Source organism: Streptomyces longwoodensis (assembly GCF_001514125.1).
GTDB classification, from domain to species: Bacteria; Actinomycetota; Actinomycetes; order Streptomycetales; family Streptomycetaceae; genus Streptomyces; species Streptomyces longwoodensis.
The window spans coordinates 243,717-258,005 of the sequence record NZ_KQ948556.1 but is presented as its reverse complement, the minus strand read 5'-3'; the positions used below and the strand labels follow the sequence as shown (position 1 = coordinate 258,005).

Below are 14,289 nucleotides of genomic sequence, written 5' to 3'. Positions count from 1 at the left end.
CCTTGCCCCGCTCTACGCGTCGTCCAGCTCCGGCTGTCCGGTCACCTCCCGACGCGGTATGGCCTTCCGCCCACGTGTCTTCCGTACCGGCCGCCAGTCCTTCATCTGAGCCTCGCTCACGCCGTGCGTGCGCAGCAGTTTCCGGTACTCCGACTCCAGGTCCTCGGCCGGTGAGCCCTCCCACTCGTCGTCGTAGGCGCTGTACCACTGGTGCACCCACGGCATGACCTCATGCAGTCCGGCGAGCAGGGGTACGAGCCGGTCGGGGTCGGCGCCCCAAGCGTCGTTCCTAACACGCGTGTCGATCAGATCCGTGAGGGCCAGCGCCTGGTCTTTGTGGTCCCAGCCGGCCCAGCCGAGCATCAGCGTCGAGTCGCTGTCCGGACCCGCCTCCGGGTAGGAGATGAACCGTTCCTTGGGGACGTCGAGCTTGCCGCGGTGGGTCCAGTAGGACTGCTTGAGGAAGTCGGAGGTCTTGTACTTGGTCGGCGGGTCGATGTCGAGCCGCGTGCCGGTACGGTCCTCCTCGCGCTGCTTCTCCCAGACCTTCTCCCACTCGCGGCGGGTGCGCAGGCCGGAGTCCTTGTAGCGCATCGCGGCGAGGTAGGGCACGTGCTCGTCGTCAATGACCTCGTTGAGGACCTGCGCGATGGGGAGGTCCGGCTTCTTCAAGTGGCCCGCCGCATAGAGGGCGGCCACCGAGGTGAAGTCGGGGTCGGAACCGAGCCGGTCGGCAAGGTTGTTGACGGTCAGCGTCCGGGGGTGGCGCATACCCTCACGCACCTCGAACCACAGGTCCTCGTCCTCGCAGCGATCCAGCAGCCAGTTTCGCAGCGCGGCGCGTTCCTTCTTCTCCCATGAGTCGGCAGCCCAGCGCCGCTTGCACTCGGGGCGCTCGATGAGGGCGATGTCCTTACGGCTGGTGATCATGTCGATACGGGCCTGGACGATCTCGCGGTACCAGTCCGGCCAGTGGGCGGGAATCTCGGTGACGGGGGTCGAGCCGTGGCGTGTGAACCACGCGGTCTCCACCTCCCCGGCCTCGACCTTCCGTGCGAGGACGATCTCGAAGGCGCGCTCGCCGAGTTTGACCTCGGGGATGGTCTCGGGGTCGGGTGACGGGGTCACGGTCCGGGCGACCTCGCGGTCGGTGAGCAGCCCGTAGAGGCCGTAGACCTGCCAGTCCAGCTCCTCTTGCAGGGCGATCATGCGACGGCGGACCTTGGCGTGTGCGGCTTCCGCGTCATCCAGCGCCTCTCGCGTGGGCACGACAGTCGCGGCCACGGCCGAAGGCTCGAACTCGGCGAGCTTCTGCGCCTGGGCGTCAAGAATGCGGCCGAGGGAGAGCGGGAGCTTGGCCGGGAGGGGGAACTCCTGCAGCTTGGTGCCGGTGAACTCGTAGAAGCGTTCCCACCCGGAGCTGGTGATGCCGCCACCTTCCCCGCGATTTCCCTTGTCGTGGCTGACCTGCTTCAACCAGAAACAAGTCGCCGAAGAGTTGAGCACCCCCAACAACTGCAGGTGCTCATCCTCCCCAGCCCCCTCGGGCAGCTTGATCACCGGAGCACTTCGAATAAAGGCTTCGTCAGCTCGACGCAAGGAGAAGTGGTTATGGGTAGAGACGAACGCGAAGGCAATCAGCAGGTCCGCCCAGTAGCGTCGTGGCGAGAAACTGGAGTACTCGAACCATTCCAGTCCCTGCTCTTCCTGCGTGCCGGACAGTGCACGTCGAAGCTTCAGCGGAGTCCTGCACTTCCAAAGAACCCTCTCAGCCGCCGTGTCAATCTCAGCCGCTTTCCGAAGGGAGGAGTACGGGAAGATGGATTCGACGCCGCTACCGAGTCCCCATTCCCGCACTTCCGAGCCACCGAGAAGGGGGCGGACGAATTGGCCACTTACGCGATTACGTCGACCAAACCCGTGACCGACCATATACGCGTCGTCTTCTCTGGTGACAGCACAGAAACCGATACTTTCCACGAGAGCAGCCAAGCGTCGACTGCTTCCTCGCACCAGAGCCTGAACCACATCACCGGCCCCGCCACCGCTCAACGACCAGGGGAAGTCGGCGAGTCGTTTCCGTGGCAAATCCTCCACCGTGACCCACTCAGATCCGCACCCCGGGCGATGCACCAGGTTAACAATCGACTGCCAAACTTTCCCCTCTGCCGCAACCTTGGGCTCAGAAGGCTCCCCTCTCACCCCAAGGACAGCCCGCACCTTCATGGCATCACTCGGCGTTCGATTACGTCCCACAAGAATCACGGTCGGGGTGCCATGGCCAGGAATATACGCACCGGAGGTATCGATCACGTGCGATAGCTCAACCCGCTGGTGGAAGAAGTTCTGGATCAACGTCTTGCCGAACTCTCGCTTCATGAACGAGTTCGCAGTGATCTGGCCGACGAATCCCCCGCCACCTGTAGCTCCGCCAACCCCCTTGACGGCCAGCTCAAAGAGCCGCTGTGCGAAAGGTACAGACAGCGCGTACTGCCCTGCGCATGCGTCGTAACTCTTCTTGTAGTTTTCCTTCTCCTGCTTGTCCTTCACCGTGATGTACGGCGGATTCCCCACCACCACGTGATACGACCCCCGCCCCAGGAGGTCCACCCGCTTCGCGTACTCCCACACATCCTCCGTGGCGTACGCGTACGTCTCCCCCTCCTCGCGCCCCACCACCGACTCCGCGAACAGCGTGTCCAGGTCGGTCTGGATGCCCGCCGCGTCCCGGCCGTGCAGCAGCGAGTCGCCCACGGCCACGTTGATAGGGAACGGCGGCGCGTCTGCCAGCCTCCGCGTGCCCGCCGCGCGCATCGCGGCGACTAGGAGGCGGAAGCGGGCGATGCTCGCGGCGAAGGGGTTCTTGTCGCAGCCGTGGACGGACTCCAGCACCCGGCGGACCAGCGTCCAATCGTCCGTGCCAGGTTCCGCCTGGCGCCACTTGTCTAGCAGGCGGCGGAAGATGCCGAGCAGGAAGTGGCCGGAGCCGCACGCCGGGTCGATGGTGCGCAGGCCGCGCCGTTCCCGGCCGTCGGGGCCGGTCCACACAGGGTTGAGGCCGAAGCCCTGCCCGTCGTCGGCGACCGCCGGTTCCAGGGTCAGGTCGAGGATGAACTCCTCGACGAACTCCGGGGTCTGAAGCAGCGCGTACGTCTTGCGGGCGTGCTCGCTCAGGTCCTGGTACAGGTCGCCGAGGAAGTGGGTGTCCCACTCGGGGTCGGTGAAGTCGTAGCGGATCTCGCCGTCCGCGTCCCAACGGCGCCAGAACATCAGCAGCTCGGTCGCCGTCTCGTAGCTGGGGGTCAGCCCCCACAGCGGGTTGTGCCGCTCGTCGAAGAGGCCGGCGGCGGTGTCGTTGGTGCTCGCCAGGTGCTGGAACGCCTCGATGATCCAGTCGCGGTTGTTGTGGTGCGGGTAGGTGCGGAAATGGGCCTCGTGCCGGGCCTCCGCCTCGGCGAGGCGTTCGCCGGGGCCGGCGAGGTATGGCTCGTCGATTAGGCCGTTGTCCTCGCAGAAGCGGACGAAGACACAGCCCAGCACCCACGCCACCGCGGCCTGGGTGACTCGCTCGTCGCGCCAGGCGGGGTAGGAAAGGTCGGTGCGCCGCCCTTCTTCCTTCGCCTCGCGCCACTCACGTTCCAGGCGGGTGCGGAACCCCTCCTCGGACTCGCTGCGGGTCCGCAGGTCGTCCTCCAGTGCGACGACCAGCTTCTTCAAATCCTTGAGTAGGGCCGCCTTGTCCGTGCCCGTAGTCGTCACCGTCACTCTTCGCTTCCTTCTCCCTGCACCGCGTCAGCGCCCCACCGCGTCATCCGCGGACCGGACCTCCCATCCTGCCGCACCAGCGCCCCCGTCCGGCGGCCCAGGGTCGTCGCGATCTGGGAAAAGCCCCCGCAGCCGTCTTGATCGACTCGTTAAAGTGATCGTCGTGACGGCCTCGACACCCTCCGCGGCACCGCCGCCGCCCGCGTTCGCGACGGCGAGCAGGAACCACTATCGCGCGGCCATGCTGGCCGCCGCCAAGGACCTGCGGATATCCGCCGACCATCTGGCCGGGCTGGCGGCGGAATGCGCCGTCAAGGCCATCCTGATCGACTTCTTCGGGTCCCGACTCGACGCTTCGAACAAGCCGGAGCACCCGGAGGTGAAGTACCTGGACCGCTCCCGGAAGAAGCCGCAGTGGACCAACAAGCACGGGCACCTCCCCGAGCTGTGGGAACACCTCACGGCCGTCGCCCACCGCCGCGGGGGAGGCGGATCGAGCGCGCTGTTCACGCAGCTCATCTGGGAGAACCCGTTCGCCGGCTGGGACGTCGCGGATCGCTACTGCGACGGCACCGCCATCACCGAGGCGGACATCGATCGGCACCTAGAGGCCGCGTACGCCCTCATCGCCGCCCATGAGCAGGCCGGCATCCTCGGAACGAGGACTCGCGCATGAGCCGATCCCGCGCGCGGTTCGACACCGCCTGGCAGGCCGCCCTCGACCACGCCCGGCAGGCCGCCTCACAGTTCGGCATGGACATCGTCGTCACCCGGGACGTGCTCGGCCGAAGCTGCATCCTCATCGACGACCGGGGATGCCCCCTCGCCCACGACGACCCCACCGTAGTGGCCCTCCGAGACGCGTTCACCGCTGCCACGCGCCCCTTCACGGGACTGGAACCCCTCCTCTTCGGCGACAAGCTCTTCGCGCCCGAGCTGTACTTCGACGCCGAGGAGCGCGTACCGGTCAGCCCCCGGCAGGGCTCCGCGGGCAGCGTCCACTCCCTGGAGCGGACCGTCATCGGCAGCGACTGGGCCCGCAGCGTCCCCACCCCTTCCGACGGGGCCCCCGGGCGCCGGGATCGGAGGGTGGCGCTGTACGGCTTCAAGGGCGGGGTCGGACGCACCACCGCCACCGCCGTCCTCGCCCGGTACCTGGCCGGAACGGGCCGCTGCGTGCTCGTGGTGGACCTCGACTTGGAGTCACCGGGCGTGTCTAACCTGCTGGAGGACCCCGCCGGCATCCCCCGCCACGGCATCGTCGACCACCTGATAGAGGGCGGCGTCGGCAACGCCGACGGGCTGGAACTGGTGGCACGCAGCTCCGCGCTGCCCGTCAAGGGCAACGGGGAGGTGTGGCTGGCGCCGGCGGGCGGCCGCCCCCTGGAGCGCAACGGCGAGCCGTACGACTACCTCGCCAAACTCAACCGCATCTACAGCGACCTCGCCGGGCTCAACCCAGGTGACCGCGAACGGCCGTTCGCCGCGCGGCTGGAAGAGGCGATCGCCGCCTGCGAGGACCAGGTGACTGAGCTGTCACGGCCCCCGGACGTCGTCCTGCTGGACAGCAGGGCCGGCATGCACGACATCGCGGCGGTCACTCTGACCCATCTCAGCGGACTCGCCCTGCTGTTCGCGGTGGACAACCCCTCCACCTGGGAGGGTTACAAGATGCTGTTCACGCAGTGGCAGCGGCGTCCGGTCCTAGCCCGGGAGCTGCGGGAGCGGCTGCGGATCGTGGCGGCCATGTTCCACTCCGCCGGGGACGCGAAGCGGCTGCCCGCCTTGATCGACCGCGCCCAGACACTGTTCGCCTCGACCCTGTACGACCAGCTCGACACGGACGAGGAGGGCGCGGACGACGAAGGCGACGAGCTGTACCACCCTCCGCTGGAGGACGACGCCGCGCCGCACGCCGCCATCCCCATCCTCTTCGGCAACGACCTGGTGGGGCTGGACCCCTTGCGCAGCCGCGACTGGCCCGAGCTGCCGTTCGTCGACGCCGCGTACCGGACCTTCACGACTACGGTGGAGCGTCTGCTGCTGCCACCGCACCCCGCCCCGGAGTCCTCATGACCGCCGCACCGACCACCGACGAGTACCGCACCCTGATCACCAGGGCCCTCGGTGTCGCGCTCGACGCGGACACGGACGGCCCCGACTTGCGGCGGCTGTTCACGCCGTCCAGCCACCGCCTCGCGCTCGACCCGGACGTGACGGTGGTCCGGGGCGCGCGCGGCACCGGCAAGACGTACTGGGCGAAGGCACTGACCGATCCCGAGCTGCGGGAGGTGGCCGCGCGGTCGTACATGATGCCGCGGCTGCGGCGGGTCAGAGTCACCACCGGGTTCACCACCGGGGGCAGCGCCGACACCCCATATCCGGGCAAGCGTAGGATCGCCCGACTGTTGCGCGAAGGAACCGATCCCGAGGTCTTCTGGTGTGCTGTCGTGATGATGGCGCTCGGCATTCCGGAGATCGCGAGCATCCCCGACTGGGCCGACCGCATCCGGTGGGCCGAGGAGAACGAGGACGCTTACGAGGACGCACTACGCAAAGCCGACCGGGAGGCGCGGGACAGCGGCGAGACACGCGTGCTGCTCTTCGACGCCCTCGATCACCTCCACGCGGACCGCAAGACCGCCGACCGGCTGGTGTCGGCACTGTTCCAGGTGGCACTGGAACTGCGGCTGACCACGGGGGCCCTGCGTGCCAAGATCTTCGTACGCCCGGACATGTACGACAGCGCACCCAAGACGTTTCCGGACGCCTCGAAGCTGGGGGCTAACGCGGCCGACCTGACATGGAGCCGAGAGAATCTCTACGGGCTGCTCTTCCACCGGCTGGGCAACCATCCGAGTGCCGAGGCGGAGAAGTTCCGGGCGCAGTACGGCGAGTGGTTGGTACAGAGTGAAGGGCGGTTCGTCGCCCCGGTCGACCTGATCGCCGACGAGAAGTGCCAGGAACGGGCTTTCGTCGCCCTCGCGGGGCCGTACATGGGGACCGACCGGCGCAAGGGCCACACCTTCACCTGGGTACCGAACCATCTCCAGGACGGCAAGGGACGCGTGAGCCCAAGGACCTGGCTGCTCGCGCTGCGCACGGCCACGGACCTGACGGCGGAGCGGTACGCCACGCAGCAGTACCCGCTGCACTACGAGGCGATCCGGGAGAGTCTGCACGAGGCGTCGCGGGTCAGGGTGGACGAGCTGAAGGAGGACATCGGCTGGGCCGCGACGGCGATCGAACAGCTCGAGGGCGAGCGGGTGCCGATAGAGCCGTCCGTCGTCCGCCAGTGCTGGGAGCGTGGCGGTCTCACGGAAATCCTGCGCCATATGCGGGAGGACGACGACGAGAACAGTGGTCCCCGCGCCGCCGCTGACGACCCCATCGGACTGATAGATGAACTGGTCGAACTCGGCGTCCTGACCGAACGCACCAGCGGCGCGCTCGACCTCCCCGACGTGTACCGGCTGGCGTTCGACATCGGCCGCAAGGGCGGGGTTCCCCGTAAGTCCTGAACTATCAACCTTGATAGGTGCGGCGGCCGGTGCCGGCCGGCCGCCGCTCAGCCCGTGCCAGCCGACACGCGCAGCGAGTCCAGGAACTCCCGATCCAGTTGCTCCCGTTCGCCGTCCCCGCCGATCACCTCCACCGTCCGACCGTCCAGCTTCGGCTCTTGGGCGCGTGTCTCGACCGTGCACAGCAGCCACAGGCCGTGCGGCGCGTCGGCGGGGCGGCGGGCCGCGTTCTGGAGCCGGACCAGGAAGGCGTGACCGCCCTCGTCCCAGTACCGGGCGACCAGGCCGGCGTCGTGGAGGAACAGCACGGTGCGCGGCGCGTCGGCGCGGGCCAGTACCGCCTCCTCCACGCGCAGCCAGACCACCCGGACGAAGGACGCCAGCCCCGGCTTGATGTTGCCGGGAGTGGAGAGGCTGTCGGCGCGCAGGACCTTCTGCCAGTCCTGTCCCTTCTCCGCGGCCAGGGCGCGGAAGGCGGTGAGGAACACGGCCGACAGGTCCACGGCCTCGACCGGGAATGCGGCCGCGACGGTCTCCGCCGCTCCCGCGAACGCGTTCGCCTTGACCGTGAGGGCGAGGAAACCGCCCCGCTCCGCCACGGCGCTGAGCCGCTCCCGCAGCGGGCCGTGCGGGTCCTCCCGGTCGGCCCGGGTGACGGGGGTGGGCGGCTGGTAACTGGTGAGGGCGCCGGTGGAGCTCCACGGGCCCCGCGACTCCGGCGCCCTGGGGACAAACTTCTCCGCCTCGTCGTCGTAGACGAGGTCGAAGCGCGCCCCTTCCAGGGCGTCCAGCAGTTCCACATGGGTGGGTTCCCGGGAACCCGACACCAGCTCCAGGCCCGGGAATCGGGCGCGCAGCCGCGCCACCAGCTCGGCGACGGTGATCCCCCGGTCCCGGCGGACACCCGCGCCCGCCTGGGAGATGCGCAGCGCCCGCTCCAGGCTCAGGTCAAGCGGATACAGCTCCAGCCGGGGCGTGGCCGCGACACCGGGGGCCGTCGCGGCGGCGAGGGACACCAGACGGGTGTCGGCGAGCGGGGCCAGACCGTCGGGCGCGGCCACGGAGCGCAGGACGCGCAGGACCTCGCCGCGGCCGGGCAGCGGGTCCTGCCGTGCCAGTCGTTCGGCGGCCTGGCTGAGGAGCGCCGCGTAGTCCGCCAGCTCCCGCGGGCTGGGGTCGTCCGCACCCGGCAGGGATTCAGCGGCGAGCAGGACGGTCTCACCGCGCCGGTGCACGTCGAACCGGGGCTCGTGCTGCCCGTCGGGGTCCTCGTCCGGTTGTTCGGTGGTCTCCGCGTCGGCCGCGGCCCGGACGACAGCCAGGGCCCTGGCGAGCGTCCGCTCGGGCGTGTCCGCCCCCGCGCCGTGCCGGGCCCGGAGTTCAGCCGCCGCCTCGTCGGCGGTCATCACCCGGCCCACCGACTGGATGATCTCGGTCAGCTCGGTGCGGACCGGGTCCAGCCAGTCCGCCTCCGCCCACTTCTTGATCTCATTGCGGTGGTGCCGGGAGACGGAGGTCTGCTTGATGCCCAAGTGGTCGGCGACGCGGGCCTGCACGGGCCAGGCGCCGAGCGGGGAGAGTCCGCCGTCGTCCGGGGGCAGGCCCAGGGTGAGGCGTACGACGTCGGCGCGGTGGGAGCCCTTGCGGCCCGGCTCGGGGGCGAGGAGCGCGGCCATGTCGTCTATCGACAGGACGCGGGGCTCGCCGTCGCCGAGGGCGGAGTGCTTCCGGCCGGTGTCGTCCGGCGCCTGCCTGCGGGGCGCGTACGGCGCTACCGGGCGCAGCGCGGTGGCCCACTGCCTGCGGCGCCGGTTGAGTTCCTTGCGGACGAGGTTTCCCGCGCCACGCGCCTTGGAGATGGCGTACGGCTGGATGTCCAGCAGCTGACCGACCGTCGTCGCGCCCAGTCCGCCCGCCACCGACACGGCACGCGGGGACAGGCCGGCGGCGTCCAGCGGCGTCGTCAGGTCGGCCGCCGCGGCGGCCCGGTCGCGGGCCGCTACCGGGTCGTCGGAGGGGCTGCCGACGGTGGAGGGGGTCGTGGCGGGCGCTGTCTCGTCGGCCGCCCGGAACACCTCACGCCACGCGTCCCACATCTGCCGCAGCGTGTCGAAGCGCTGCTCGGTGTCCCGGTGCAGCGCACGCTGGAAGAAGGCGGTGAGGCCGTCGCGCAGCGCGGGCTCGAACAGCTCGGTTGCGACGTGGAGTTCGGCCGAGTCGTTGGTCAGCGGATCGAGCTGCCCCTCGCCCCACAGCGGACGCTCGCCGCTCGCCATCTCGTGGAGGGTGACGGCGGCGGCGTACCGCTCAGCGTGGTCGTCGTAGTGGGCGCGGCGCATCGATCCGAGGAACGGGTCGAGGTAGCCGCGCGTGCCGGCCTTCACATCCCGGTCGGACGCGTCCGTCAGGGAGAAGTCGAACAGCTTGAGCTGTCGGGTGCGGTCCTTGCGACGCTGGATGCCGAAGTTGTCCGGTTTGATGTCGCGGTGGCGCACGCCCTGCGCGGCGAGCTGGTCCAGGGCGCGGAACAGGTCGTCGGCGAAGCGCTCCAGGTCGTGGTAGCTGAGCTGCCCCTTGCCGCGCAGCCGCTCGCCGAGCGACTGCGCACCGGCATACTCCAGCTCCAGGACGGTCCGCCCGCCGAGCTCCCGCAGTCCCTCGCCGCGCAACTGGACGACGGAGCCGCCGCCGACCTTGCGCAGCGCCCGTTCCTCAGCGCGCAGCCGCCCCGCCTTCTCCTCGTCGAGGGCGACCTTAAAGACGTGCTCGTCGAGCTGGGTGCGGCTGTCCTCGTCCTCCGTGGCCCGCTCTACGAGCAGGGCGCGGGCGGTGGCGCCGGTGCCCAGGACACGGCGTACCGTCCACTCGGCGTCGAGCGCCTGACCGGGCACCGCTTCGAGCGGGTCGACGCAGGCCGCCGCCGGAGAGTCCGGGAAAATGCTGGCGCGTTCCGCCACGTCCAGCAGGTCCAGGAACGCCTCGGCCGAGCCGAGGCGCTCGTCGACGTCAGAGCGGGTCGCCCGGAAGACCAGGTCGTCGAGTGCGTCGGGCAGGCCGTCGGCCACCGCGAACAGGCGGAGCCCGCCGTCGCTGCGGAGCCGTTCGGCGAGGTCGCTGCGCTGGGTAGCCGGCGGGCGGCCGGTGAGGATCAGGTAGGCCAGTGCGCCGAGACCGAAGATGTCCAAGTCGGCCGGATCCGCATATGGCTGGTCCGACTCGGGGGCGAGATAGACGCGGGCCGCATCCTCGATCAGGGCGGCGTCAAGGGCGGAGCCGCCGATGGACCGGAAGAAGGTGGCATTGCTGTTGAAGTCCCGCGCCGCGGTCTGCCAGTCGGTGATCCGCAGCTCGGGAGCCGCCCCGTCGGCCCGGAACGACACGCACACGGAACGGGCGGCGAGCGCCCGGTGGTAGAGCGAGCGGTTGTGCGCGTAGCGGACCGCCTCGGCGAGCTGCCGGACCAGGTCCAGGCGGATCTCGGGCGTGAGCCTGCCGCCGTAGGTGTCCAGGTACTGGTCGAGTCGGAGATCGCCGTGCCGGTGGCGGAAGAGGATCGCCGGTCCGCCCTGGTGCTCTCGGTAGTCGAGCGCGTCGACGATGCCGCGGTGGGTGATGCCCTGCAGCACCTGGTACTCCCGGCGCGCAGCGCGTTCGGTTCCCTTGCGGGCCGCCTCCGTCGCCATCTGGCTCACCAGATAGATACGGACCCGGCCCTCCTCCTGGACGAGGCCGTCGTCCCGGGTAGCCAGGCGATCCTCCCAGGAGGGTCCGGCGTCGATCGGGTGCGGCTCCATCTTCCAGGCGTCGCCGAAGCGGAGATGGGCCGTGGACTGGCGGATCCCGATCGCCTTGAGCAGCTGCGGCAGAGTGTGCCGCGAGAACTCCGGCGTGATGCGCCGGTCGGGACGCTCCGGGGGCAGGCCGAGGAAGTCCTGCCAGATCCGCTTCAGGCCGCTGCCGCCGTCGTCACGGCCGTAGACCTTGATCTGCTGAACCTCGTCTAGGTGGCTCTCCAGGACGGGCGACGACAGGAACACAGCAGGCTCGACCCGCGGGACCACCCGCTCGGACAGGCCCAGTTTGCGGGCCGCCCACTGGAGCTGGCTCTTCAGCTCCTTGGACTTCAGGTCGGTCAGGTGCAGGGGATTGTTGATGGTCCGCATGCGGTCAGGTCCCTGGAAGTTCCAGGTCGACCCGGTGTTCCGGAGCTGCCCCAGATGCCCCTTGATCTCGATGAGAAAGAGGCCGGCGGGAACGGCGATCAGTAGATCGCACTCGTTGACGCGGCCGGACATCGCGGTGAAGGAGAAGGTGGCCCAGGCGCGAAAGGGCTCGGCCTGGGGCATGAGCCCCCGCACATGCTCCAGGGCGTCCTGCTCCCACGGGTACGGCGAGGGACGCTCCTGGAACCACTGCCGGGCGGGGCGCGGCAGGCCCGGCTTTGGTACGCCGGGCCTCGGTGCCGACATGCCTGACTGAGCTGTCACCGTCCGGCCTCCCCAGGCTTTCCTCACGGACACGATGCAAAAGTGCCTGGTCGAGCCTATCGTGCGCGGAACCGGCCGGAAGCAGACTGAGCGGGAGCGGGACTGGCCCGGCTGTCGCCCGGCACAGTACAAACCGGCACAGTACAAAAGAGTCGATGCGGCTCGGTGGACCCCAAGGTTCGATCGCCTGTCCTGCTACCGCAGCCAACATGCCTGGCTTGCAGAAGAACTATCAGGTGATGGCGCTGCGGATCACGGCGTAAGAGAGCTGGCCTTCCAAGGCTTCTCCTCATCTCCTGAGGAGTGGTACGCCGGATGCTTTTATGCGCTGTCCGCGTGGTTCGCCAAGCCAGACCAAGCGCCGGGATTGGCGTTGGCATGCCCGTGGACCACCCAACACGCAGGGACCTACTGGGGCAGGTAGCGGAGGTGAGCCAGCGCCATAGCCTCGATCCGGGACGGACCTTCATCGGCTACCACCCAGATCAGAGCAACAGACAAGCGGTTGTCGCAGTCATGCCGTAGCCTCCTTCCCGTGCTGAGCGCCGGCATGATTGCCAACGTCAATACGGGGGTGCCTCCATGGCTTTCTGGCTCCTAACCTGTAATCCCGACATCTTCGACCTCGACGCGCTCCGGCGCGGTGGAGAAGAGTTGGAGTCATGGAGCGTTGCCAGGTATCGATCGGAGCTTGCGACTGACGATCACTTTGTCATGTGGCTCACCGGCCCCCAAGGGGGGTTGGTTGGACGTGGGCGTATCACTGGCGTGCCATTCTTCCGCGAGTCAGCTTCGAACGACTACTGGCAAGAGGATCCGGGACCTCGCTGGTACGTGCCACTCGAAATCGACGAGTGGCTCGACGCTCCCGTTCCGCGCGCTCAGTTCACGACAGACGACCGTTTCGACGGCACTACCACTCTGCGGACGCTCTTCGCGGGTAATCCACATCGCCTCAATGAGGTCCAGTGGGAAGCGTTCGAAGAAGCGTTCAGCAAAGCACGACTGGACAAGCCTGATCGGATTTCCTGGCATCTCAACCCCGGGGACACCATTCGTCGTGTGGAGCTCCACGATCGCTACGGGGGAAGCCGGCAGGGAGGTATCTGCAAGTCAGCGCGCAATGACAACGTTCTGATTTTCACTGACCCCAACACCGGTCATCAGCACGGCTACTACGACGAGTGGGCAGAGGATGGCTCGTTCCACTACACGGGGGACGGCCAAAAAGGCCCCCAAACGTTCGACAGCCTGGGTAATAGATCGGTCCGCGACCACGTTCAACTCGGGCTCAGGCTCCGTCTGTTCGAGGGGTCACGTGGCATCGTTCGTTACGTGGGTGAGTTCGCGTTGGATCCAGCTTCTCCCTACTCGTACTCACGAGCACCTGAGACAGGTGGAGGCCCTCTACGTCAGGTAATCCGCTTCCACCTCATACCTGTCGGTTCCACCAAGCAGCCACCCACCGTGCCCGTAGGCTCCGGATATCATCCCGCCGATGAATCGGTCCAGCCAGTGCCAGCACAGCCGGGAACTCCCGATTCGGGACTAACTGAGCGGAACCTTCGCGCCCACAGGCATCTCCAGAATGCGTTGGCAGCCGCAGTAGCTGCCCACGGCCTGGAGGCCCTGTCACCACGTGCAACAGACCCCGATTTCGATCTTGCCTGGCGCGATTCGGCCGGCAATCTGACGGTCTGCGAGGTCAAATCCCTAACCGCAGCGAACGAGACGCGACAGTTGCGCACCGGGCTGGGGCAGCTTCTCGACTACCACGACAGGCTCCGCGAGCGAGCACCAAAGGTGCATGCCGTGTTGTGGGTCGAGTATCAGCCGAGCGAGGCAAGGTGGATCGAGCTGTGCCGCCGCGTGGGCATCACACTCGCGTGGCCCGGCAGAGAGGTTGACGCCTTCGATTCGGCTGTAGCGACATCGGTATGAGCCCGGGGCATTTGTAAGTGAGGCTGAGCGCCTGCCCTGCCGCGGCCGAGAAAGTTGCACTACAAAGCTGCCATAGCAACAGACGTGGCATACCCTCTTGTAGCTGTGGGCCACCTACGGACAGTTCATTAGCAACTGACCAGTTGCAGCCTTGGTCACCAGGCAAAGCGCGGCGAGTCGCAGGGCTCTCCAGAAGGACGTGTGCGCAGGTTCGACTCCCGCGCCGGGGAGATCGCCGGTCAGGTCCCCGAGAGCGCGGTCTAGCCAAAGTTGATACCAGCGTAAGCGGGTGGGAGTCAGTCTCTCTGGCTCCCACCCTCCTCGATAGCTTTCACAGATCACGTGGGTGGAGAAAGGGAGCCCCGCGATCTCACACACGCTTCATAGACCAGCCACCCTCGGGTGGGGCTCTCGAATCACCCCGGAAGACCGAGCTTTGTCCCAGAACTGGGCAACTTCCGCATCACTGAGTGGGCTATGCAGCATGCACGCGCCATGCAGTAGGCTTCGGAAGGTCGCCCGTATCCGCCAAACAAGCCGATTGCAGCGAAGCTGCTTACGACCAAGTCACACGC

Annotated in this window: 6 protein-coding genes; 4 read left to right on the top strand and 2 right to left on the bottom strand. The window is 68.2% G+C overall.

What is annotated here, in order from left to right; translation table 11 throughout:
• Positions 1–12: 12 nt before the first annotated feature.
• Positions 13–3,765, bottom strand: coding sequence for a BREX-2 system adenine-specific DNA-methyltransferase PglX (gene pglX / locus AQJ30_RS22665; protein WP_067237063.1), 3,753 nt, complete (start codon positions 3,763–3,765; stop codon positions 13–15).
• Positions 3,766–3,928: 163 nt separating this feature from the next.
• Here pglX and AQJ30_RS22660 point away from each other — a divergent pair, with 163 nt between their 5' ends.
• The 3 genes from AQJ30_RS22660 to AQJ30_RS22650 are packed head-to-tail and all read left to right on the top strand — an operon-like array spanning position 3,929 to position 7,286.
• Positions 3,929–4,441 carry a hypothetical protein gene (locus AQJ30_RS22660; RefSeq protein ID WP_159052350.1) on the top strand — a complete coding sequence of 171 codons (513 nt, stop codon included), beginning with the start codon at positions 3,929–3,931 and terminating at the stop codon, positions 4,439–4,441.
• On the top strand, positions 4,438–5,841 hold the full coding sequence (locus AQJ30_RS22655; protein ID WP_067237058.1) for a ParA family protein: 1,404 nt from the start codon (positions 4,438–4,440) through the stop codon (positions 5,839–5,841). The genes AQJ30_RS22660 and AQJ30_RS22655 overlap by 4 nt, the downstream gene beginning before the upstream one ends.
• Positions 5,838–7,286, top strand: a complete 1,449-nt coding sequence (locus AQJ30_RS22650; RefSeq protein ID WP_067237055.1) for a hypothetical protein — start codon at positions 5,838–5,840, stop codon at positions 7,284–7,286. Before AQJ30_RS22655 ends, AQJ30_RS22650 begins: the two co-directional genes overlap by 4 nt.
• A gap of 47 nt (positions 7,287–7,333) precedes the next feature.
• Here AQJ30_RS22650 and pglW read toward each other — a convergent pair whose 3' ends face one another.
• Positions 7,334–11,773 carry a BREX system serine/threonine kinase PglW gene (gene pglW, locus AQJ30_RS22645; RefSeq protein WP_245727018.1) on the bottom strand — a complete coding sequence of 1,480 codons (4,440 nt, stop codon included), beginning with the start codon at positions 11,771–11,773 and terminating at the stop codon, positions 7,334–7,336.
• A gap of 582 nt (positions 11,774–12,355) precedes the next feature.
• On the opposite strand from pglW, the gene AQJ30_RS22640 reads away from it, so the two are divergent.
• Positions 12,356–13,714, top strand: coding sequence for an SRA domain-containing endonuclease (locus tag AQJ30_RS22640; RefSeq protein WP_067237051.1), 1,359 nt, complete (start codon positions 12,356–12,358; stop codon positions 13,712–13,714).
• Positions 13,715–14,289 lie beyond the last annotated feature (575 nt).